This is a genomic window from Heliophilum fasciatum, from assembly GCF_004341395.1.
In the GTDB taxonomy this organism is placed as follows: Bacteria; Bacillota; Desulfitobacteriia; order Heliobacteriales; family Heliobacteriaceae; genus Heliophilum; species Heliophilum fasciatum.
In genome coordinates, this window is the sequence record NZ_SLXT01000012.1 from 22,735 (window position 1) to 45,817 (window position 23,083).

Sequence of the window (23,083 nt, forward strand, 5' to 3'; positions counted from 1 at the left end):
TAAAAGAAGGGTGAAATATTCTTGGCACAAAAAGGTCCTGTGTTAATCACTGGTATCCAGGGGCAAGTTGGCTATGAAATAAGCAAAAGGCTTGTTACTAGCGAGCATGTTTTTGGTTTTAACCGGTTGGAATTGGATCTAACACGTCCGGAACAGATAAAGAAGAAAGTTAATGAAGTCCATCCCCATTGGCTCATTAACCTTGCAGCATACACTGCTGTTGATAAGGCGGAAATTGAACAAGAATGTGCTTTTGCCGTCAATGCTTATGGTCCCGAGGCTTTAGCATATGCATTAATGGAACAGAGGACCGGATGGCTCTTCCAGGTGTCCACTGATTTCATCTTTGATGGTTTACGAGGGATTCCATACCAGACAACCGACGCAGCAAATCCTACAGGTGTTTATGGTGCTTCAAAAGCTGAAGGAGAGTCGCGTGTCAGGGGCATCCTACCAAATCGGCATATTATTTTACGCACGGCTTGGGTCTATAGTGCGCACTGCAATAATTTCGTGAAAACGATGCTACGTCTGATGGCAGAACGCGACGAGGTCCGGGTTGTAGCTGATCAGATTGGTACACCGACATGGGCAGGTTCCTTGGCAGAAGCGATTATTCACATGATATCGGTTATTGATGCTCATCCGCAACCAGAATTGTTGGCGGGAACTTATCATTTTACTGATGCCGGTACGGCATCATGGTATGACTTTGCAGTGGCTATCGCAGAAGAAGCGATGAACCTTGGCTTTCCAATTCGGGCCAAAATTACGCCAATTCGGACTAGAGATTACCCCACACAAGCCCGCAGGCCACATTATTCTGTCTTAGATAAAACGAAGACGTGGGATTGTTTCGGATTACTACCCGTTCATTGGCGTGAAAATTTGCGTAGGATGCTTGAATCTTGCATAGCCAGGATGGAATAGCGCGATTTTCCATTTAGCGTTGATTTTACTGCAAAACTCATGGTGAATATGAAGGGGAATGCGTCAAAAAGCCCGCGCCTAAGGTGGACATGACTGAGGGAAGGGCCCGTACAAAGAAATCCGCTATTACCGCATTTCGGATCGAATACCAAAAAGTCATGCAATGCTCAGCGGGGCACACCCCTCGGCAGCGGTGTTCTTTGTAAATTTGTAATTATCTCTTGGAGGTATTGCTTGGGAAGTGAGAAACTTAAGAAAATCTTCTGTGCGAATCGCGGTCGTTATACCTTGTTACCGTGTGAAAAAGAATATATTGGGTGTAATTAACAATATTGATGCAACGGTATGGAGGATCTATGTAGTAGATGATAAATGCCCCGAAGAATCTGGCCGCTATGTGGAAGCCAATTGCAAGGATCCACGGGTAACCGTATTGCGACATGAAGTTAATCAGGGTGTCGGTGGAGCTGTCATAACAGGCTATCAGTATTCAATAAACGATGGCGCAGATGTAATCGTTAAGCTTGATGGGGATGGGCAGATGGATCCCGCGCTTATCCCTTATATAGTAAAACCCATTCTTACAGGAGAGGCGGATTATACAAAGGGTAATCGTTTCTTTAACTTAGAGAAAATATTGATTATGCCTAAATTGCGTCTGTTTGGCAATGCAATGTTATCTTTATTGACAAAACTTTCTTCAGGCTATTGGAATTTATTTGATCCCACTAATGGTTACACGGCTATTCATTCTGAAATTCTTAAAATTCTACCGTTAGGCAAAGTAAGTCGTCGATACTTTTTTGAAACTGATATGCTTTTCCGCTTGAATACTATACGAGCAGTAGTAGTTGACGTTCCTATGGATGCAAAGTATGGCGATGAAAATAGCAACCTTAAAATTAGTAAAATTTTGGGCGAGTTTCTTGTGAAGCATATGTTGAACCTAATTAAACGTATCTTCTACAATTATTATCTTCGCGATATGTCTTTGGCATCACTTGAACTTCCTTTAGGCATAACTCTTTTTTTAGGTGGGATAAGCTTTGGCGGCTGGCATTGGTGGAAAGCTATAGGGCAGGGGATTACTACACCATTAGGAACAATTATGATTTCAGTTCTATCTATTTTAATTGGACTTCAATTTTTGCTTTCATTTATTGCTTATGATATCTCTATTGTTCCTCGAAGATCATTACATAAAACCAGATTTTAATTTATTTAAAATGAAATTATTGCATTTTTAGGGAATAGGAGATTGATTTTCTATGCAATGTTGTGTATGTAAGAATGAAATGCAAGTAGGTCTTGAACCTTGGCATTGGCAATGCAATGTTTGTAGATATGAAGCTACCAGTTTTGAACCAGCGATAAATCAGAAGATCATGCATACTAAAATTAATGAAATAGAAAGAGAAGATGGATTAAAAGAATTACGTGAACAAAATTTTCGCATACTTATAGAGTTGATAAATCAACATCTACCAAGTGGTGGTAAGAGAAGATTGCTGGATGTTGGCGCAGCGCATGGCTGGTTCGTAAAAATGGCAATGACGCAATTTGATGCAGTTGGAATCGAACCTGACAAAGGTGTCTGTAGAAAAACGAAAGAATCTGGAGTTCCCATCATTGAAGGATATTTTCCTGAGGTGTTAAATAAAAATGACCGTTTTGATGTTATAGTTTTTAATGATGTTTTTGAACATTTATCTGATGTAAGTGGGATTTTAAGGGCTTGTAAAGACCATTTAACAAATACAGGCATTCTGGTAATTAATCTTCCATCTAACGAAGGTTTTTTCTATAAATTATCAAAATTCTTCAAGAGAGCAGGCTTCTCAAGCTTTTTTGAACGAATGTGGCAAAAAGGATTACCATCACCCCATTTGCACTATTTTAATACCGGAAACATTATTTCATTAGTCGAACAACATAGTTTTAGACAAGTTAATGTGAATAGCCTTCCGGCTATTCACATTAAGGGATTGTATAATCGCATAAAATTTACTGGACAAAAAAATAATCTACTTGTTTTTTTGATTTGGATAGCGGTGGTTATTGCTATGCCATTCATAACAATGTTTAAGAGTGATAACACCGTTGTGCTCTTTAAGATTGATTCTTAGGAGGCAGAGAGCAATGGGCACAATACTAAGCTCACTCGTAACAATAATGATTTGGCTTTCGCTTATAACAGGTGCCGCGTTAACATGCATAGGGTTAGGGCATATGGAATGGCCTAAGGTTCTACCTTTCGATAGTAAGAAAGCATTATTCGAGTATTTGATGTTTATATTCATTTCCTTCCTGGTAATATTAATAGGTATGAAGTATAGCCGTAAAAGTCCAATTGTTGTTGGCCTCCTTTTATGTATATTATTGGCAATATTAGGTGGAGCTTTTTTTCCATTAATAGTAACCTTGTGGTTTTCGGTTGCTTCAGTACTATTAGGAAAAATCATAAATTCTAGCATTCAGATGAACGATTGTGACGATAATTGGGCTCAGAATTTTTTGGTAGGTGCCGGCACCTATGGAACTGCGATAGGTTTACTCGCACACTTTCCAGTTAATTATCCTGGCCTTTATGGAGTTGCGCTGGTTTTGCCATTGATTATTGAGTGGCGTCTATGTAAAAAAATGCTTGTATCGTCACAAAAATGGTTTTTTGAGAACTGTTCGCCCGAGAGAAATATAAAATGGCTCGAAATAGGTATCGTAGTGACGGCTTCAATTCATTTTGTAATTGCACTAATGCCAGAATTTGTACACGATGCATTAGCAATGCATTTATTTATTCCTGGTCATTTGGCGCTACGGCATCAATGGGCGTTTGATGCTAGCAATTATTCTTTTGCTGTAATGCCAATGCTAGGGGACTGGATCTTTGCATTAGGATATTTGCTCGCTGGCGAAACAGCATCACGATTGTTTAATGTAGGATTCATCTTTTTTTTGGGGTGGTTGGTTCGAGAATATGTAATCTGGGCTGGTGGTACCAGTTTAGGGGCAAGATGGGCCGTTCTCATTTTCTTTTCAACCCCTCTTACGTTTACCCTAAGCAGCAGCCTTTTTATTGAGTCGATTTGGTCATCTTTCATTGCAGCGGGTATATTGTGTATACTGCGTATAACTTTTCAAGATGAGCGGAGTAAAACTGAATTAATAACAGGTGGACTGATGCTTGGTTTTGCAGTTGCCGCTAAATCTGTAACCTTTATGATATTGCCCGTACTGGTGCTACTTTTAATATATAAGGTTCGTACATTAATCTCAAAATCTCAAATTGGTTCGGTGGCAATCGGACTATCACTTTTTACTTTAGTAGGTGTAATACCGTATCTGACAGCTTGGCATCTTACGTCGAATCCCGTGTTTCCTTTTTACAATGAATTATTCAAATCAACGTACTTTCCTGTGGAAAATTTTAATAATGCGAGATTTAACTCTGGAGTTTCATGGGATTTACTATATCAAATCACGTTTAATTCAGGCAAATATCTGGAATCCACCGCAGGGGCGGCAGGCTTTCAATGGCTACTTTTATTTATGCCTATAACAATTGTTGTTTTCTTTTCGAATAACTACAAAAGCATGGCAATTCTTGCTGTTGGTATTTTTTCGTTTTTTATGACTTTTTCTTTTCAAAGTTATTTACGATATATATATCCCCAGTTAGCTTTATTCGCGGTTTTGATTAGTACTTTCGAAACTTCCTTTTTGAACAAAAAAAGAAAGTTGGCTAAGGTTTTTACCTGTTTTGCCATATTCGCAGTCTTTCTTAATTTATTGTTTTTTCCGTCTGGAACATGGGCGTATAGGGATTTTTATTTCGAATCGATATTTAGTGAGTCTTATCGCAAAGACTATTTAACTAAACATGCTCCTGTACGACGTGCTGTGGAGACAGTCAATGCATTAAATGTGCATCGTCTTCCTGTCGCAGTTTTTGGAGAACCGTTAATGGCAGGATTATCGTCAGACGCATTATATGTAAATTGGTATAACTATTCTTGGAAAGATAAAATATCAAAAGTAAAAAATGAGCAAGATTTAGGAAAATTGTTTCAAGAGAAAGGGATTGATTTTTTTATCATTGATTTATCTAAGCCTCTTATATCAAAAGAGCAGTGCGTCTTGTTTGAACAAGCAGCAGTGAAGATAGCTCAATTTGAGTCGATAGGTGTTTATCGACTTCAAAATAAGTATAGATTCCAAAAGGAAGTACTGGAGAACCCGGGTCTAGATGGAAAAACAGGATGGACACTCGTGAGCAATGCAGTCTACGATGATATCTCTAAAATTATGATTGTTAACGTTTCTGGCCCGGCCATACAAAATGTAAATGTAACTGGTGGTTCACGATATTTGAACAAGATTGTTGCACGTAGACACAAAGAAGCTACTGAAGGACGTGTTCAAGTAAATTGGAAAGATGCCGATGGCAATTTTATCGATGCCAATATTCAGGTCTTTGAATGTACGTCTGATTGGAAAGAGTATGATATGGTGGTGACGGCACCGAAAAATGCGGTGGTTGCTGAAATTTATGCTTCGGGGCATACTGCTATACCTATGGAGGTCAAATCAGTATCGTTTAAGGAGTGAAAAAAATATTTCAAAGTTCGCAATACAAAATAGCTAAAAATCGCTAGTAGAGTCTGTCTAAAAACTTCCGCATGGGGTCGATTCATAAAACTCAGCATTCGATGGCATTTTCCCCTACTTTAAAGATGGTTTAACTTCACATGTAGAATCTAATGAAGAAAAGATCGATTCGAAAACGAGGTTTTTTCCATGTTTCGATATGAAGCTACCCCCCCGAGGGGTAGCTTTTATAATCATGACGGCCATGGGATACACGTTGATTCCGAATGATTTCGTATTTCGTCTTTTTCATGAAATCGCTCCGATCTTAATTCAACCGTATGACTTTATCGGCAGAGACAGCCTCGACAATGGGCGCTCCTGCCATGCCGCCTTACGGATGACCTGGCCTGTTTATTGCGCAAATGTTGAATGAAACCGAAGTGCTCAACTGTGTCAATCCCGAAATCAAATATGCACTGGCTCTGCCCTCGATGATCCCAACATCGATCATGCCCACTTCAGCGTCCATCGGCAACGACTGATCGATAATGGTCTTGATCGGGTTTACTTAGACGGTTCACCCGATTGCTGTATTAGCGCGACATCTTGACTGGCAAGGACACTGGCACACGGACACGACCCACGCCATCGTCCCGATCAGTGTGCCCACCACCATCGAACTGAACCGTCAGGCGATTCGACTCATCGGAAGTACTGCAAGCGCACCGTTTTTGTTCATCATGCCTTTGAAACCTTATTGGAAGTAACCCCCATGATCAGACCGATATGTACCGAGAGCAAATGCGCCTTCGTGGTCGGATTGAAGCCAAGCAGACGAACTCTTTCGCCATTATGGCCTGCATCGTGTTCGCTATTGGGGACCAACGCAACCTCGCCTTTACCACATGCATGAAAGCGTTGGGGGCGAACTTGAGTCGTCACCCTGTAGAGACGATTCATGAAGTAGCGGGCCAAGCAGCAAATCCCGACATCGACCGCCTAACAGACCGTACTTCATGCCGATGGACGACGATCACGGGGCGCCGTAGGTGGGGCGTACCCCCTTATCCTTGAACGACGGCGATCGGTATGAGATCCTGCGAGCGCTGGTGATGGTAGGCTGTAACCCCAGGCATCTCTACTTTTTTTAGAAAGCTATAAGAAACGATGAATAAGGGGTCTGCACTATAGAATTATGGGGGAGACCATTATCAGTGGAGTAAAATGACTTTAAATTTAGGTTTAATGGAAAGATCTACAATCCTTAGCTCCCCTCGTTCTATTGGAAACCCAATTCAGGAGTTGATCCGTATATTTGGATTCGGTCTAAAGAATAAAACAGTCAAGGAATTGCGTAAGAATCAATGCCTAACTGCAAAAGAATTGGCACAACGCCTAAAGTTGGATACCATCGATATTCTCCGAATTGAAGATACTAAACTTAAAGACATTCCCGAGCCGTTGAAATCAAAAATCACCCCGATATTACGAGGTGATGATTCGGATAAAATGCCCTGGTTGTAAACAACCGCCCCGGTTAGAATCAACTGTGAACTGCTCCCCGTTAATCGGACACGAATAAAAACACCCTATGTAGAATTTCAAGTGATTACGCAAGCTGGCATCGTTTTTCATACGGTGTAAGCTCTGTATTTAATTGGATGCGATCGTAGTTATAAAATTGAATATAATCAGCGATCATCCTCCGAGCATCTGCATACGTCAAAGGCTTACTTCGGTAGATGCACTCCGATTTAAGAGTTCCAAAAAACGTCTCTGCACAAGCATTATCCAAGCAATTACCACGTCTTGACATGGACGGAGTAATTCCGTATTCTTTGGTTAGGTTAAAATATGCCGTGGAAGTATATTGAAACCCTTGGTCGCTGTGGAGTGCAAGTCCACGAGCGACCTCTTCTTTTTTTTACGGCCATTTGAACGGTCTTGGTTACCAGATTCACTGTTTGTTCAGTTCCGGTCTCGAAGTGAACAATGAACCCATCATAGAGATCCTTGACCATCGAAAGGTATAGGACACCTTGTCCCGTATGAATGTATGATATATCGGTTACCCACTTCTGATTGGGCTGGCTGGCCTGAAAATCACGATTCAATAGATTCCCGTATCTATGAACTTCTTGACTATATTTTTTGTATTTCCGGCGGCGTCGAACTTCGGACAACAGGTTATATTGGTTCATGATACGTAAGAGTGCTTTATGATTAACAAGGAGCCCATGCTTACGTAGAAGCCAGATACGGACACGACGATACCCATAGGTTTTTTTGCTCTTTTCCTGGCAAATCGTGATCTTTTCAACGAGTACCATATCTTTATTTTCCTGATCCTTTTTTCTCAGCCATGAGTAGTACCCACTTCTTGATACATCAAAAAATGAACACATTAACGTAATCGGATATTTGTCTTTAAAACGATAAATTACCCGGTATTTCACCGCTGCTTTCACCTCCTTCCAAGCTCGAAGCGAAAAGCCCGTAGCAATTCATTTTCCATTTTAAGCCGTTTAATCACTTGTTCATTGTGCTCGGGATCGATTGGGGCATCTTTTCGCGGACGCCCCTTCTTTAATGGCTTAATTCCGGCCTCAACACGACGCATCTTTCTTCGTTGTCGTAGAAGTAGTTCTTTGACAGCCTTTTTGTTGCGGAATCCCAATTCCACACATATTTCCATATGTGTTTTCCCATCCATCTTCATTTGCACAGCTTTTTGGATTGTCGCTTCGTCAAAATGTTTAGCACCTTTTTGGCCGGCCATAAATGAAAGCACCTCCTATGATAGCTTTTTAAAAATCTATCATAGGAGGTGTTTTTGTTTCACTGTCCGATAAACGGGGTTCACATCACTGTTGCCCCCCAGTTGGAGGCAGCTTTTAAAAATACAGCCCTCGGACTCCAATAGTGGAAGTCGCAAGGGCTGCTCCGTATGACCAAAGTATGCCAGAAACTTCGATATCCAATGTAACCGCCGTTTAGCGAACGATGCGTAGGGTGTTTGAGAGGTTGAGAGGATCCAATCCTACTTGACTTATATGATTAGCTTTCTCGATATCGAAAAGAATTTGAGACTCCACTACGCCGACTTCTTCCTCATCATCAAATAATACAGCATCGGAATGATAAATAACGTCAAAAACGTCGATGCAATCGTCCCGAAGATCAGCGATATTGCTAACCCTTGAAAGATCGGATCAAAGAGAATCACAAAAGCCCCCACCACAACGGCCGCTGCCGTCAGCACGATCGGCTGGGCACGGACGATGCCTGCTTCCACGACGGCTGGCCCGGGATCAACGCCTTCCTTCGTCCGCTGGTGCGCAAATTCCACAAGCAAGATGGAGTTCCGGACGATAATACCAGCTAAAGCGATGGCGCCGATAAACGAAGTGGCCGTGAAGAAAGAGCCGAGAAGCCAGTGACCGGGGATGATACCAATCAGCGTCAGGGGAATCGGCGACATGATCAGTGCCGGCACGGAGAAGGATTGGAACCAGCCGACGATTAGGAGATACATAACCACCAGACCGATGAGAAAGGCGGCACCGAGGTCACGGAAGACTTCGTAGGTGATCTGCCATTCACCATCCCATTTTAGCGAAGAAACATGGGTCAGCCAGGGTTGGGCCGTAAGGTTCTGCTCCAAAGGCTGGCCTTTTTCATTTTCGATCTGACCGATAGCATCCCACATGTCGATCATGCTGTAGACAGGTCCTTCGATTTTACCGGCCACATCGGCCATGACATAGGTAACGGGTTGCAAGTTTTTACGATGGAGCGACTTTTCGCGAGTTTTTTCCTCCACAGTGACCAGTTCAGACAGCGGGACCATGGCACCGCTGGCACTGGGTAGGCGAATCTCTTGCAGCGCCGTCAGTGAACGCTGCGGCAGGGGATAGCGGAGAATAATCGGCACCGGCTCCAAGTCGGTGGTGGAGCGCAGGAGGCCGACGGTAGTGCCGCTGACGGCGGTTTGCAGTGTGCCGGTGATGTCCGCTTCGCTGATGCCGTGCAGATGGGCTTTGTCTTTGACCTTATAGGTGAGCTCTTTTTGGTCGTCTTCGACGTTCCAGTCTACATCGACGACACCGGGTGTTTGCTCAAAGATAGCTTTGACTTTGGCGGCTACGGCGCGCTGAGATTCCGGCGTGGGGCCGTAGACTTCGGCCAGTAGCGGCGCCATTACCGGCGGTCCCGGCGGAATTTCGACAAGTTTGGCGTTGGCGTTAAAGGCTTGGGCGATGCGGTGCACTTCCGGGCGGATGCGCTTGGCGATATCGTGAGATTGCGCTTGCCGGTCTTTTTTGCCGATGAAGTTAACCTGAATGTCAGCTACGTTGCCGCCTTGCCGCAGGTAGTAGTGGCGGACGAGGCCGTTAAAGTTAAAGGGAGCACCGGTGCCGGCGTAGATCTGGTAGTTGGTGACTTCGTTGACCGTGCCCAGATAAGCGCCGATGGCTTGCGCGGCTTGTAAGGTGTTTTCCAGGGTGGTTCCTTCCGGGGTATCAATGATGATCTGTAGTTCGCTTTTGTTGTCAAAGGGAAGCATTTTCATGCCAACGTCTTTGGTGTAGACGAGGGCCATGGAAGCGATCAGAAGCACGGCGACACCGGCGAAAAAGCCCCAGCGCACCGACGGCCGGTAGAGCAGCTTTTCCATCACCCGGGTGTAGAGGCCGGCCGGACCGGAAGTATGTTTTTCTGGGTGGTGGGTGGTTGTATTTTCAGGGGGGTGGGCAGTTGAAACAGATGTCACAACAGGTGACGTGGTCCCAGGTTCATGCAGCGGTGTCATGTTTCCATTAGGCGTTTTCTGGGGGTTAAGGGAGGCGGTTTCTGGTTGGGCAACATTCAGAAAGGCGTTGGAATTGTGGGAGACTGTGTGACTCAGTTCGCCGTGAGTGGATTCACCGTGGTCATGCTCACTCTGTGTTGGGCCACCGTGCCCCTGTTTATCTTCGTGCTTCAAGAAGCGATAGGCAAACCAGGGAGTCACAATAAACGCAACGAGCAGGGAGAAAAACATGGCTACCGACGCGTTGATCGGAATCGGTGACATATAGGGCCCCATCATGCCGCCGACAAAAGCCATGGGCATGAGCACGGCGATGACCGTCAAGGTGGCCAGAATCGTCGGGTTGCCCACTTCATCGACAGCGCGGATGGCCGCATCGGCTGGCGAGAGGCCGGGGAATTTGCTTCGCATAGCGAACCAGCGGTGGATGTTTTCAACGACGACGATGGCGTCATCGACGAGGATGCCGATGGCAAAGATCAAGGCAAACAGCGTGACGCGGTTTAATGTATAGCCAAAAGATTGGGAGATGGCCAGGGCGATGGCCAAGGTGACGGGAACGGCGACGCCGATAACGAGGGACTCCCGCAGGCCGAGAAAAACGCCGATCAGGAGCACGACGGAGGCGGTGGCCAAGAGCAAGTGCTCGATCAACTCTGTCGCTTTTTCCGATGCCGTTTCGCCATAGTTGCGGGTGACCGTCATTTCCATGTCGCCGGTGATCACTTTGCCTTTGAGGTCTTCGACTTTTTTCAAAGCTGCTTCGGCGATGGTGGATGCGTTGGTGCCTTTTTGCTTGGCTACGGCAATGGTCACGGCGGGATAGATGCCGTCTTTTTGGCCCATCAAGACGTAGTTATCGACGTCGCCGGGGCCGTCGGTGATGGTGGCGATGTCGCGGAGAAAGACGGGTAAGCCGCTTTGGGTGCTGATGACGAGGTTGCCTACATCGGAAGCGGTGGTAAAGACGCGGCCGGCGCGCAGCATGTATTCGTAGTTGTTTTGCTGCAGCGGGCCGGCGTCGGCGGCAAAGTTGGCCGATTGCAGGATTTGGCTAAGTTGACCGAGGGAAAGTTTGTAGGCTGCCAGGTGTTCCGGTCGGACGAGGACGCGCAGTTGGCGTGGTGAAGCGCCGTAAAGCTGTACGTCGGACACGTTGGGGACGGTGCGGATTTCGTCTTCCAAGACAGCAGCGACGCGCCGCAGGTCGTAGTCGCTGTGGGTTTTGCTCCATAGGGTTAAGTTTAAGATCGACACATCGTCGACGGATTTGGGTTTGACCAGCGGTTGGGATACGCCAGGGGGCATCAGGTCCATGTTTGACATGACTTTGTTGTACAGTTGGACCATGGCATCTTCCGACTTAAAACCTACTTGAAAGCGGGCTGTGACGAGCGCGCGGCCGGGCATGGACGTGGAGTAAACATATTCGACGCCTTTGATCTCGTAGAGCTTTTGTTCCAGCGGTTTGGTGACCCGCTCTTCGACTTCGGCTGCGCCGGCTGTTGGATAAGCGACGTGGACGTCGATCATCGGTACGACGATCTGCGGTTCTTCTTCCCGTGGCGTCGTCAGTACGGCGAAAAGACCGAGCAGCAAAGAGGCGACGACGATGATCGGTGTTAATTTGGAGCGAAGGAAGAAAGCGGCGATTTTGCCGGAGAAGCCGATTGTCCGTGTGGAGTAGTTGATGTGGTTGGCATCATGGCTGGGATCTCCCGGGTCATCGTAACGGGTGGTGGCCTGAACAGGGCGGAGCGCTTCTGGGTTATTGGCGGACGCTTCTAGGTTATCAACGGATGCCCCTAGGCTATTGGCGGAGCCCCCTGAGAGAGTGGAAACGACTTGATGATCTTGTGGTGTGCTCATTCTTGGACCACCACCTTTTGTCCGTCTGTGAGAGTGGCCTGCCCTTCGGTGATGATCTGTTCGCCCGGTTGTAGGCCGGCGATGACGTCATAACGGTCACCGACCGGTTCGCCGAGGCGCAGGAGGCGCAGGCGCGCCCGCGGTTCGGCTTGGTTGTCGATGACGTAGACGCCGGTAAATTGCGACCATTTCACGACGGCGGAGGCGGGAATGGTCAGTTTGCTGGTGTTTTCGCCGGAGAAAGTGACGATGCCAAACATGCCGGGCTGGACTGGTTTATCGCCAGGCAAGGCGATTTTGACGAGGGCCGTGCGGCTGGCTGGATCGACGGTCGGTTGCACATCCAGGATGGTGCCGGTGAGGTTTTTGGCGATGGACTCGATGGTCACATCGACAGATTGCCCTTTTTGTAGTCGTGGGGCAAGCCGTTCGTCGACTTGGATGTGCAGGGCTAAAGGGGTTTTTTCCAGCGTCAGTAAGGGGGCACCAGGGGCGGCCATCGTGCCGGTGTCGATATGTTTTTTCGATACGACGGCGTTAAAAGGAGCGGTCAGTTGGGTGTAGCCGAGTTGGACATCAAGCTGGGTGACGCCGGCCGTGGCGCTTTGGATGGCAGCCTGCGCTTGTTGGACGACGGCTTTGGCTTGTTCCACTTGGGCTAGGGCGCTGTCGAGGGCCGTTTTGTCGCGGTCGCGATCGGCGGCGGTGACGGCGCCGCTGTTAAAAAGGGCTTGAGTGCGCGTCCAGGTGATCTGGGCGTTGTTGAGTTGTGCTTGTGCGCTGGCAAGGGCAGCTTGGGCGTTGGCCTGAGTGGCAACGGCGCTGTCAATTTGGCTGGAAGCGGCGGAGCGATTGGCGCTGATGTCACGGTTGTCGAGGCTGATCAGGGAGTCGCCCTGGCTTACCCGGTCACCTTCGCGGACGGAGACGGCTTGCACTTGGGCGAGCAGTTTGGACGTAAGCTGAATCGTTTCACTTCCTTTGACTACGCCATCAAAACGTAAGGATGCGGCTTGATTGGCCGGTTGGACGGCCAGCGTGCGAACGGTAGCGGCCGGGAGTTGATCCGCCTTCGCTGCGCCGATTCCGGGTTCCACTTTGCTGTGCAAAGCACCGCTGAGCCAGAGAAGGAGGGCGCCGAGGGGGAGGATGATCAAGGCGCTTTTTTTGATAAGCGGTAGGCGGTTCACGGCAATCACCTTTCCTTTTTAAGGTTTTATGACTTGATTTTACCCCCTAGGGGTATCTAGGTCAACGCTTTTTTTACGGGGTATACTTTGCGTAGGGCAGGAAGATGATGCCCGGTTTCCGGCGCGATAGGGTGCGATGACAGGGCGGGCGATTGATGGGCGATAAGGTGGGCAGTATAGCCTGTGTTTGGTGGACGATGGAACTGCCGATAACGAAGCTCCTTGTTTTGATTCACAATTATCGCTATAATAGACGTGATTATGAAGGATGGGGGAGAAGCGATGTCCAGGCCGATCCGTGTATTGCACATCATTGGCGGAGGGGAAATCGGTGGCGCCGAGATTCACATCCTGGACTTAGCTCGCCATCTGGACCCTGCTGAAGTGGAACTGCACTTGTGTTGTTTGTTTCCGGAGCCGCTGTTGCAGCGTGCCCGGTTATTAGGGATTCCGGCGACGGCGGTGCCGATGCGAAGCAAGGTCGATGTGACCAGTTGGTGGCATGTGCTGCAGACGGTCATGCGCATTCAGCCGGATTTGGTACATACCCATGGGGTACGGGCGAATCTGCTGGGGCGGTTGGCGGCAAAAGTGGCCGGTGTACCCTGTACGGTAACGACGGTGCACAGTGTATTGGAATTTGACTATCCTGATGCGGCGACGCGGTGGTTTAACACGTGGTCGGAACGGATTACGGCGCCGCTGACGGATCGTTTTATTGTTGTGGCGGAGTTTTTGAAAGCGTACTTGGTCAAGCAGGGGATTGCCCCGGCAAAGATCACCGTGATTCATAACGGTATCGATGAAGCAAAGTTTTTGCCGCGCTTTTGGGCGGAAAAAAATGCACTGGCTCTGGGAACCGATAACAAGGGAGCGGCGCCGACCGCAGCCCTGCCCATGACGATGGAACGGACGAAGATCACCGAATCGCCCGCGGAAGGGGAACTGACCGAAGTGGCGGGGCTTCTGGAGACGGCTGAACTGGCTGAGGCTGCATCATTGCCGGAAGCATCGGAAATGACCCAGGAAGAGTGGCGTTTTTTGCGGCGTCGTGGCGTCCGCCAGATGCTCGGTATCGATGACCAGGTGCCGGTTGTCGGTATGGTCGGTCGTTTTCATACGGTCAAAGGACATTCGATCTTAGTCACTGCGGCGCGGGAGATTTTGAAAATCGATCGGCGCGTCGTTTTTTTGCTGATCGGCGACGGGAACTTGCGTCCGGAAATTCAGGCGCAGGTGGAACTGGACGGCATGACGGATAACTTTGTTTTCACGGGGTTTCGGGAAGATGTGGCTGATTTGTACTGGGCCATGGACATCCTGGCATTGCCGTCCCTGTCGGAAGGTCTGTGCTTGACTTTGATGGAAGGGATGCTTTGTGCTTGCCCGCCGGTCGCGACCGGTGTGGGCGGCAATCCGGAGATTGTAAGTCACGAGAAAAACGGCTTGATTGTGCCGTCGGGGGATGCGCTGGGACTGGCGGCGGCGCTGTTACGATTGATTCAAAATCCGCAGGAAGCGTTGCGGCTGGGTCAATGTGCGCGCAAGACGATTTTGGAACGTTTTGCTGTGCGGCGTACGGCGGAACGAACGGCGGCGCTGTACCGTCAATTGGCGCAGGGCAAGCGAAACAACGCAAGTGATGCAGAGATGGAAGGCAACAGCGAATGACGAGAGGCAACTGCGAATGACGAAGGGCAATCGAATTGCCAAAGCGGCAGCACTGATCATGATCGTGACTTTGGCGGGACGCTTTCTGGGCTTTATCCGGGAGATGTTGACAGCGCGGCATTTTCCGGTGGAGTTAGTGGACTCCTATGTAGTCGCCTATACGTTGCCGAATATTTTTGGCATCACCATGACTGGCGCGTTTATGGCGGCTTTTATTCCTACGTTTACCCAGTTGATGGAGCAAGGGGACCGTGAACGGGCGTGGCGTTTGGCGCTGACCGTGTTTAATGCGGTAGTCTTGCTTTTTGCTGTGCTTGTCGGGCTGGGCATGGTTTTTGCACCGACGGTGGTGGACTGGATCGCGCCGGGGTTTGCCAATGAGCGGTCGCCGGAAACGGTGCATCTGACGGTTGAACTGATGCGCATCATGTTCCCGACGTTGCTGTTTGCGTCGGTTGGGGGCATCACGATGGGTGTCTTGAATTCGTTGGACCACTTTTTGATGCCGTCGCTCGGTCCTTTGGCGGCGTCGCTGACGGTGGTGGCGGCGATTCTTTTTGTGTCGCCGTCCATGGGCATCTATGCGCTGGCGGCAGGGACGCTGGTGGGGCTTTTTTTGCAGACGGCGGTGCAGATACCGGCGATGATCAAAAAGGGTTTTCGTTACCGCTGGCTACTTGATCTAAATGATCCGCTGGTGCGGCAAGTGGGTGTACTGGTCATTCCTGTGCTGATCGGTGTGGGCATTGGGCAAGTCAATATTTTAATTGATCGCAACTTGGCTTCCGGCTTGCCGGCGGGCAGTGTGTCGATGCTTAATTTTGCCAATCAGGTCTATCAACTGCCGATGGGGATCATCGTGCAGGCCATTTCGGTGCCGATTTTTCCGGCTTTTTCGGCGTTGGCGGCGCAGAAGGATATGCCGGGGCTGCACCGGACGGTGGGGCGGGGTACCAATTACTACTCGCTGTTGTTGATTCCGATGACGGCGGGGTTGATGGTTCTGGCGGTGCCGACAACGCGGATTATTTTTGAACGGGGCGCGTTTACGCCGGAAAATACGGTGGGTACGGCGGTTGCGCTTTTTTGGTATGCTTTGGGGTTGCTGCCGGCGGGGATGCGCGATTTGTATACGCGGGTTTTTTATGCGCTGCAGGATACTAAAACGCCGGTTAAAATCGGGGCGCTTTGTGTGGGCGTACATATTGCCCTGAACTTGGCGTTGATCGATTCGATGGGGCACGGCGGGCTGGCTTTGGCGACGTCGCTTTCGGCGCTGCTGAACATGGTGATTCTGGGATGGATTTTATATCGCCGTACGGGCGGTTGGAATGTGGGTTCGCAGTTGATCATTGGTGCGAAGGCGTTGGTGGCGTCGCTGGTGATGGCGGCTGTGGTCTGGGAAGTCAATCAGTATTTGCAGCTTTGGCTGGGGGCGCGCCGGGGGATTTTGGAACTGTTGTCGCTGTCGGGGTCGATTGCGACGGGGGTAGTGGTGTATGGGGTGATGATCTGGCTGTTGCGCATTGATGAAGTGGGCTTGCTGCTGGATATGGTGAAAGCGAAATGGCGCGCTCGGTTTGGTGGGGCGGCGTAGTGCTACGGTGTGCCTGTTTTGGGCGGGGCGGCGTAGTGCTACGGTGTGCCTGTTTTGGGCGGGGCGGCGTAGTGCTACGGTGTGCCTGTTTTGGGCGGGGCGGCGTAGTGCTACGGTGTGCCTGTTTTGGGCGGGGCGGCGTAGTGCTACGGTGTGCCTGTTTTGGGCGGGGCGGCGTAGTGCTACGGTGTACTCGGTTTGGTGGGGCGAATTGGTGTGACATCATGGTAAGGGGATAGTTATGGCCAATGAGCGATGGTCGCGGCGGCAGTTTTTACGTCGCAGTGCGGCGGTGTTGGGTTTGACTGGTGCGGCGCTTGGCGGCTTGGTCTGGGCGCAGCCCGGGCGGGCTGGTTTGCCGATGGGGGGCTTGGCGGTGCCGAGGCCGACGCGGCGGCGCATGGCGATTCCGGGATGGGCCGGTGCGTGGGCTGAGGTGCGCAAGTTCCCTTTTCCCTATAAAGCGATGGTGGCGATCACTTCGGATATTGACGGTACGTCTCTGGAGGAGTTTGAGCGTATTCATCGCTTTTTGAATACGCGGGAGATGACCGAGAAGGGGCCGGGACTGGGTCTGGATATTGGTGACTCTTTTTGGATGTTTGTCGACACGGATTGGGATGGGGCCATCGATGTGGAGGGTCATCCGCTGCGGGAGCAGATGGCTTATTGGCGTTCACCGACGGATCGGCGGCCTTTTCAAGCGGCGGCGATTGCTAAGTATATTCGCTGTGGTTGGATTGATTCGATCCACTCCTGGGGTGATTTTAATAAGCAACAGCCTGATGCGCCGGGGGCGGCAACGTTTCGCCGGGAAATGGCGGAAGCGGCTGTGGCGGAACTGACGCGGGAAAAGCTGCATGTGCAGGTCTGGATCGATCACGGCAACAAGGCTAATGTGCAGTCTTTTGCGGGGTCTAGTTCTTGGCTCCAGGCGTATCAAGCGGGTGACCGGCCGGGATTGCCTTATTATCATACGGATTTGACGATTCCTTATGGGATTCGCTTTGGCTGGGGTGCGACGGCTAGTGCCTGGGAGTATGAACCGGGCGGTGAGTCGCTACTGCGTCCGCTGACGCTGCGTGATGGCCGGCGGATCTGGAATTTTACTCGCTATTCCTGCAATGGGCCGCGCTGGCAGCAGGATTTTCGTTTTATCTGGAATCCTTATTTTTTGCATGAGCAGTTACGGGCGGAAAATCGCCGCCGCTGGAAGGCGGAGGGATGGTACTGTGCGGTGGCGCAGCATCTGGGCGGGCCGAATGAGCTTTATTTTCCGTTTCTTGATGAGGCGGTGGCGGCGCTGCGGGAATTGGCTGAGGAGCAAGCGGCCGGGGAGATTTTGGTGGCGCGGACGTCGCGGTTGTTGAATTATAATCTGGCGGAGCAGTTTGTGGTGTTTGAGGTGCGGGAGCGGGGGCCGGGGCAACTGTGGGCGCAAGATCAAGCGCAGACGCAGGCGCAGAGACGGGACCAAGCAGTCACCACGCCGGGGCGCTACGTGCTGAATATTTTGCGTATTGATGATCCTCATTTGGGCACCTTTGTACCGGCGATCGATGCGGTGCGGGGCATGACTTTTTATGTACCTGACCCGGCGCACTTTGATCTGGCGATTGGCGGACAGCTTGTGCCGGCCGAGGAGATTATGCGCAATCAGGCTGACCATACGGGGCGACCGAGTATTGGTGTGCGCTGGTTTGAACCGGATCTGTACGATTATACGCGCCGGTAGCTGGGGAATCTTGATGGAACAGATGAATTCGGATAGAACGGACGGAATGAACGGTACGGATGGCATCGGGTGAATCGGGGTGAGGGGGACGGTAGGGTTGGAACGTTTACCGGGTAAATATTTGATCATTATTCCGGCGTATAATGAGGCAGAAAATATCAGCTCCGTGTTGACGGAGCTACGGGCTGTGGTGCCTTGGGCCGATGTGGTCGTCATTGATGATGGATCGCGGGACGCTACGGCTGCCTTGGCGCGCCGGCACGGGGCGACGGTGATTACCCATCCGGTCAATTTACGCTATGGGGCGGCGCTGCAGACGGGCTTTAAGTATGCCCGTCGGCATGGTTATGATTTTGTTATTCAGTTTGACGGTGACGGGCAGCATGACCCGGCCAATATTGCTGTGATGGCGGAGGCGATGGCCACCACTGGTGCTGATATTGTCATTGGTTCGCGCTTTTTGAATGATCAAAAGCATACGAACTGGAAGCGCGGTCTGGGGATCAAAATGTTTTCGCTGATGATTCGGGCGCTGACGGGCCAACAAGTCAATGATCCCACGTCGGGGCTGCAACTGCTTAACCGGCGTGTCTACCAGTTTTACTCTTACGCCAATCAGTTTCCTGTCGATTTTCCTGATGCTAACGTGCTGGTCTTGATGATCTTGGCCGGCTTTAAGGTGACTGAGCGAGTGGCGTCGATCCGGGAGCGTTTGCATGGCGAGAGCATGCACAGCGGGTTCAAGGTCGTCAAGTATTTGGTGATCATGATCTACAGCATTTTTATTGCGATTGTCAAAGGGCGGGCCTACCGGGGGAGTTTGGGCTTCGATGGGCCGACTTTGCCGGCATCGGTGGAACAAGTATCGGCGTCGACAACGGCCATGTCGAATGTACCGGCTACGCCATCGGGAGCGATGGCACCGGCGAAAGGGGGGGGCCAACGATGAGCATCAAGCTGTTGTGGTTTGTGCGGATCGTAGGACTGGCCTTTGCCGCGTATGTGATTCAGCGCGTCAAGCAGAACCGGCTCAGTGAAAAGGAGTCGCTGTATTGGGTGACTGGTACACTGGGCATCGTGTTTCTGGCTTTTTGGCCGGGGTTAGTCGATCAGGTGGCGGCTTGGGTCGGTGTGGTGTACCAGCCGGCGCTGCTGTTTTTTATCGGGATTTTGTTTTGCTTGGTGTTACTTTTCCGGCAGGCCGGCCATATCTCGCAACTCAAGGAAAGTAACAAGGAACTGGCGCAGATGGTGGCGATCTTGGAGGCTGAGCAGCGCCGGGCGGGGTCGGGATTGGAACATAAGGAAGAATAAGGGGCACGAAAAATCCCCCTGATGAGGCGGCAAGCCTAGTCAGGGGGATTTTTGATTACAGGGGATGTGAAAATAAGCAAGAGGTACAGTAAAAATTATCCGCGAATGTCATGGTGGCTACCTGCTCATTGCGGGAGATGGGCAGCGCGGATCGCCAGTTCGGCTTCATTGAGCACGTTGCTGTGCATTAAGGGAAGAAAGATCAGTTTCAGGATATCTTGCTCGTCCAAAGTGATGTTCTTTATTGTACCATGTTCGCGGGCAGGTGTAGCGGTAATAAAGAGATTCGCTCCCGGATAAAATGGTCGTTTTCAGCAGATCGCAAACGTTGTGATTTGAATGAAATATATGGTAAAATATAGCGGGGCCTTATCCTTTGAATCGATAAATCGCCGCCGTGAAGTGAAAGGAGCGCATTCATGTGTCGCTGCCTGAAAGCATACCCATGCTGAACATTGATGATCGTTTAGAAGCGATAAAGAGGTACTTTGCGGAGCAACCGATTGTTTTTGCTGCTTATCTTTTTGGATCCTATGGCACTGAGTATCAGACGCCGCAAAGCGATGTGGATATTGCAGTGCTTGTGGATAATGAGACGGTCAATGATATCGATAAACAATTGGAATTGGAATGCCGGATCAGCGATATATTGGGTACGGATGACGTTGATGTGCTTTTCCTCAACCAAGCATCGTTGCTCATGCAGTATAAAGTGCTACGTACGGGACGGTTATTGTACGAACGTGAAGGTGACCTACTCAGTGATTTTATCGAATATGTGTTAATCCGGTACCTGGACTATCAGATCGATTATTCGGCTTTTTGCCGTGAATATGATAAGGCGCTTCCGGAGGTGGATTCTCGTGGTCGAGGGCGATAAATTACGTACGAAGCTCAACTATATTCAAAAAAACGTGGAAGAACTCGAAATCATTAAACACTTTTCTTACCAAGAGTTTCTTGAAAAACCCTTCTGCTTTGCCGCTTCGTTGCGCTATCTCCAGGTAGCGATTGAAGCCATGACTGATGTGGTGATGCACATTATCGCCAGAGAGCGAATTGGACTGCCGCAGCATCATGGTCACGCAGTTGAACTGCTGGTTCAGAAGGGGATATTCTCCTCGGAGTTTGGCCTTACCCTGCGCAAAATGATTCGATTTCGTAATCGCATTGTGCATATCTATGACGAGGTTGACGAACGCTCGATTTATGAAGTGATTCAATCGCACTTGCAAGAATTTCATGAGTTTGTCGATATTGTATCCCGTGAATATCTTAGAGAAGTATGAACGAATGACGAATCCCCCTGATGAGGCGGCAAGCCTGGCCAGGGGGATTTTCGATTACATATAGGGGATGTGAAAATAAGCAAGTGGTACGGTAAAAATTATCAGCCAATGTAATGGAGGCTACCTGCTCATTGTGGGAGATGGGCAGAAGCGATTTTTTGAATTTTATCGATGGGGATACCGGTAATTTCAGCAATCAGTTCCGGGGATACTCCCTTTTTTAAAGCGGTGATAGCGACTAGTTCTTTGCCTTCCTCACGGCCTTCCTCGCGGCCTTCCTCACGGAGCCATTTTTCAATATCAGTCATTCTGAGCACCTCCAATAACATCTTTTTGACGCTTTCCGGCAGGATCTTGTCGGTGATGGCAATGATACTCGCTACACATAACACCTGCAGTGATCCTTGAACTTCTTTGGCAAGATGGGCGGCGCGGATTGCCAGTTCAGATTCATTGAGCGCGTCGCTGTGCATTAAGGGAAGAAAGATTAGTTTCAGGATATCTTGCTCGTCCAAAGGGACCTTATCCCGGATTTTATGTTCCAGTTGTTCCAACTCGGTGTCACCGTTGAAGGAGCGCATGAACACATTGTCGACGCGGTATGTCAAGGAGGCCATTTCCAAGCAAGCCGGTGCGGATTGGACATGGCCGGCATAAATCACGGCAGTGCGCACGGGTTTGCCATGGCGTTCAACGATCCGCGCGCCGTAGAGGGCGATGCGCCGGAGCAGATCCGGTGGCTTGTTCACTTGAAATTCTAAATGCAGGAGACTGTCGTCTTCCAAAAGAAAGACAAAATCAATTCGCTGTTCTTTAGCTTCGACCGTCGGCAATACGGTCGGCATGGCACGAACCACGCGGGCGGTGTGCAGCCCAAAGAGGTCAAGTGTTTTGTCAGCAAATGTCTCGGCCATGAATTTCATGACGATGTCTTTGTTTTGATAGCTGATCGCGGTTGATTGCAAAGAATCATTGAAGTCGGATTCTGTCATCGATTCTCGTCACTTCCTTTCTTTATTGTACCATGTTCGCGGGCAGGTGTAGCGGTAATAAAGAGATTCGATTTTTTCAAGCAATTTCCTTTTTTGTATTGTAGTATTTGTTAATTTTCTTAGCAGGGTTGAACCAGAACAAAGTACTACAACTTATTTTCAATCGGGCTTGCGATTGTGGAATACCGGATAAAATGGTCGTTAGAGAAGTATGAACGAAAAATCCCCCTGATGAGGCGGCAAGCCTGGTCAGGGGGATTTTCGATTACACATAGGGGATGTGAAAATAAGCAAGAGGTATAAGTAGAAGTTATCAGCGAGGGTAATGGTGGCTACCTGCTCATTGTGGGAGATGGGCAGAAGCCATTTTTTTGATTTTATCGATGGGGATGCCGGTAATTTCGGCAACCAGTTCCGGTGATATCCCCTCTTTCAAGGCGGCGATAGCGACCATTTCCTTACCTTCTCTAAGGCCTTCTTTAAAGCCTTCAATAAAGCCTTTTTTAAAGCTCTCTTTAAAGCCCTCTAAACGATCTACTTCACGGCCTTCCCCACGCAGCAATTTTTCAATATCGGTCATTCTTCGCACCTCCAGTAACATTTTTTTGACGCTTTCCGGAAGGATATTGTTGATGCTTTCCGACAGGATCTTGTCTGTGATGGCAATGATGCTGGCTACACATAACACCTACAGCCGGCTCCATTTTTGCATTTAAAACCGCTGCGGCAGCGACACCAGATAACAACCGACGACGATGATCACCGTGCCGAGCCAGCGCGTCCAGGGAATCGTCTCCTGAAACAACGTCCAAGCCAGAAAAACCCCCAATACCAAGGACAGGCTTTGCAGCGGATAAGCTAAGCTGAAATCAACACGGGAAAGGATGGCGAACCACAGGCCGGTGGCGATGACATAAAGAACGAGGCCACCCATAATCCAAGGAGAAAAACACAAAGCAAGCAAATTCGACAATTGGAAGCCGCCCAGTTTCTGCAAGCCGATCTTCCAGAGCGCTTGCCCCGAGAGCAGAAGAATAATGTTCGTACCGATTAAGAGGAGCGCTTCGGGGCTTAATGTGGACTTAGGCATGAG

21 protein-coding genes are annotated in these 23,083 nt (G+C 49.4%); 13 read left to right on the forward strand and 8 right to left on the reverse strand.

The window, feature by feature from the left end:
- The first annotated feature begins 21 nt into the window (after positions 1-21).
- From rfbD to EDD73_RS15250, 6 genes are all read left to right on the forward strand, one after another.
- Positions 22-930, forward strand: a complete 909-nt coding sequence (gene rfbD, locus EDD73_RS07920) for a dTDP-4-dehydrorhamnose reductase (RefSeq protein ID WP_207668842.1) — start codon at positions 22-24, stop codon at positions 928-930.
- A 241-nt stretch (positions 931-1,171) separates the two neighbouring features.
- Complete coding sequence (locus EDD73_RS07925; RefSeq protein ID WP_131919248.1) at positions 1,172-2,146, forward strand: glycosyltransferase family 2 protein; 975 nt, start codon at positions 1,172-1,174, stop codon at positions 2,144-2,146.
- 52 nt (positions 2,147-2,198) lie between these two features.
- On the forward strand, positions 2,199-3,056 hold the full coding sequence (locus EDD73_RS07930; RefSeq protein WP_131919249.1) for a class I SAM-dependent methyltransferase: 858 nt from the start codon (positions 2,199-2,201) through the stop codon (positions 3,054-3,056).
- Positions 3,057-3,069: 13 nt separating this feature from the next.
- Complete coding sequence (locus EDD73_RS07935; RefSeq protein WP_131919250.1) at positions 3,070-5,538, forward strand: phospholipid carrier-dependent glycosyltransferase; 2,469 nt, start codon at positions 3,070-3,072, stop codon at positions 5,536-5,538.
- A 768-nt stretch (positions 5,539-6,306) separates the two neighbouring features.
- Positions 6,307-6,594 carry a hypothetical protein gene (locus EDD73_RS07940; protein WP_131919251.1) on the forward strand — a complete coding sequence of 96 codons (288 nt, stop codon included), beginning with the start codon at positions 6,307-6,309 and terminating at the stop codon, positions 6,592-6,594.
- Positions 6,595-6,831: 237 nt separating this feature from the next.
- Positions 6,832-7,044, forward strand: a complete 213-nt coding sequence (locus EDD73_RS15250; protein WP_131919304.1) for a transcriptional regulator — start codon at positions 6,832-6,834, stop codon at positions 7,042-7,044.
- 85 nt (positions 7,045-7,129) lie between these two features.
- On the opposite strand, the gene EDD73_RS15605 is transcribed toward EDD73_RS15250, so the two are convergent.
- From EDD73_RS15605 to EDD73_RS07970, 5 genes are all read right to left on the reverse strand, one after another.
- The gene (locus EDD73_RS15605) at positions 7,130-7,348 is read right to left on the reverse strand and encodes an IS3 family transposase (RefSeq protein WP_406567194.1); all 219 of its coding nucleotides are present in this window, start codon (positions 7,346-7,348) and stop codon (positions 7,130-7,132) included.
- Between the two features lie 19 nt (positions 7,349-7,367).
- Complete coding sequence (locus EDD73_RS07955) at positions 7,368-7,976, reverse strand: IS3 family transposase (RefSeq protein WP_165876390.1); 609 nt, start codon at positions 7,974-7,976, stop codon at positions 7,368-7,370.
- Positions 7,977-7,984: 8 nt separating this feature from the next.
- Positions 7,985-8,299 (reverse strand): transposase, encoded by a 315-nt coding sequence (locus tag EDD73_RS07960; protein ID WP_131919253.1) that lies wholly within the window; start codon positions 8,297-8,299, stop codon positions 7,985-7,987.
- Positions 8,300-8,614: 315 nt separating this feature from the next.
- Positions 8,615-12,202 carry an efflux RND transporter permease subunit gene (locus EDD73_RS15095; RefSeq protein WP_207668843.1) on the reverse strand — a complete coding sequence of 1,196 codons (3,588 nt, stop codon included), beginning with the start codon at positions 12,200-12,202 and terminating at the stop codon, positions 8,615-8,617.
- On the reverse strand, positions 12,199-13,392 hold the full coding sequence (locus tag EDD73_RS07970) for an efflux RND transporter periplasmic adaptor subunit (protein ID WP_165876391.1): 1,194 nt from the start codon (positions 13,390-13,392) through the stop codon (positions 12,199-12,201). The genes EDD73_RS15095 and EDD73_RS07970 overlap by 4 nt, the downstream gene beginning before the upstream one ends.
- Positions 13,393-13,674: 282 nt before the next feature.
- Here EDD73_RS07970 and EDD73_RS07975 point away from each other — a divergent pair, with 282 nt between their 5' ends.
- The 7 genes from EDD73_RS07975 to hepT all read left to right on the forward strand — a co-directional run bounded on the left by EDD73_RS07975 (position 13,675) and on the right by hepT (position 20,998).
- Positions 13,675-15,063 carry a glycosyltransferase gene (locus EDD73_RS07975; RefSeq protein WP_165876392.1) on the forward strand — a complete coding sequence of 463 codons (1,389 nt, stop codon included), beginning with the start codon at positions 13,675-13,677 and terminating at the stop codon, positions 15,061-15,063.
- A 16-nt stretch (positions 15,064-15,079) separates the two neighbouring features.
- Positions 15,080-16,660 (forward strand): murein biosynthesis integral membrane protein MurJ, encoded by a 1,581-nt coding sequence (murJ, locus tag EDD73_RS07980; protein ID WP_165876393.1) that lies wholly within the window; start codon positions 15,080-15,082, stop codon positions 16,658-16,660.
- Between the two features lie 241 nt (positions 16,661-16,901).
- Positions 16,902-18,395, forward strand: a complete 1,494-nt coding sequence (locus EDD73_RS07985) for a hypothetical protein (protein ID WP_131919257.1) — start codon at positions 16,902-16,904, stop codon at positions 18,393-18,395.
- Between the two features lie 97 nt (positions 18,396-18,492).
- A complete protein-coding gene (locus tag EDD73_RS07990) occupies positions 18,493-19,344 on the forward strand; it encodes a glycosyltransferase family 2 protein (RefSeq protein WP_165876394.1) in 852 nt (283 codons plus the stop codon).
- Complete coding sequence (locus EDD73_RS07995; RefSeq protein ID WP_131919259.1) at positions 19,341-19,709, forward strand: DUF2304 domain-containing protein; 369 nt, start codon at positions 19,341-19,343, stop codon at positions 19,707-19,709. The genes EDD73_RS07990 and EDD73_RS07995 overlap by 4 nt, the downstream gene beginning before the upstream one ends.
- A gap of 421 nt (positions 19,710-20,130) precedes the next feature.
- Positions 20,131-20,589, forward strand: a complete 459-nt coding sequence (gene mntA, locus EDD73_RS08000; RefSeq protein WP_131919260.1) for a type VII toxin-antitoxin system MntA family adenylyltransferase antitoxin — start codon at positions 20,131-20,133, stop codon at positions 20,587-20,589.
- Positions 20,573-20,998 carry a type VII toxin-antitoxin system HepT family RNase toxin gene (gene hepT / locus EDD73_RS08005; protein ID WP_165876395.1) on the forward strand — a complete coding sequence of 142 codons (426 nt, stop codon included), beginning with the start codon at positions 20,573-20,575 and terminating at the stop codon, positions 20,996-20,998. The genes mntA and hepT overlap by 17 nt, the downstream gene beginning before the upstream one ends.
- A gap of 128 nt (positions 20,999-21,126) precedes the next feature.
- Here hepT and EDD73_RS08010 read toward each other — a convergent pair whose 3' ends face one another.
- The 3 genes from EDD73_RS08010 to EDD73_RS08020 all read right to left on the reverse strand — a co-directional run bounded on the left by EDD73_RS08010 (position 21,127) and on the right by EDD73_RS08020 (position 23,080).
- On the reverse strand, positions 21,127-21,990 hold the full coding sequence (locus tag EDD73_RS08010) for an RpnC/YadD family protein (protein WP_131919262.1): 864 nt from the start codon (positions 21,988-21,990) through the stop codon (positions 21,127-21,129).
- A gap of 340 nt (positions 21,991-22,330) precedes the next feature.
- Positions 22,331-22,570 carry a hypothetical protein gene (locus EDD73_RS08015; RefSeq protein ID WP_131919263.1) on the reverse strand — a complete coding sequence of 80 codons (240 nt, stop codon included), beginning with the start codon at positions 22,568-22,570 and terminating at the stop codon, positions 22,331-22,333.
- Between the two features lie 132 nt (positions 22,571-22,702).
- Positions 22,703-23,080: an EamA family transporter gene (locus tag EDD73_RS08020; protein WP_131919264.1), complete on the reverse strand. Its 378-nt coding sequence runs from the start codon at positions 23,078-23,080 to the stop codon at positions 22,703-22,705.
- Between the last annotated feature and the right edge of the window lie 3 nt (positions 23,081-23,083).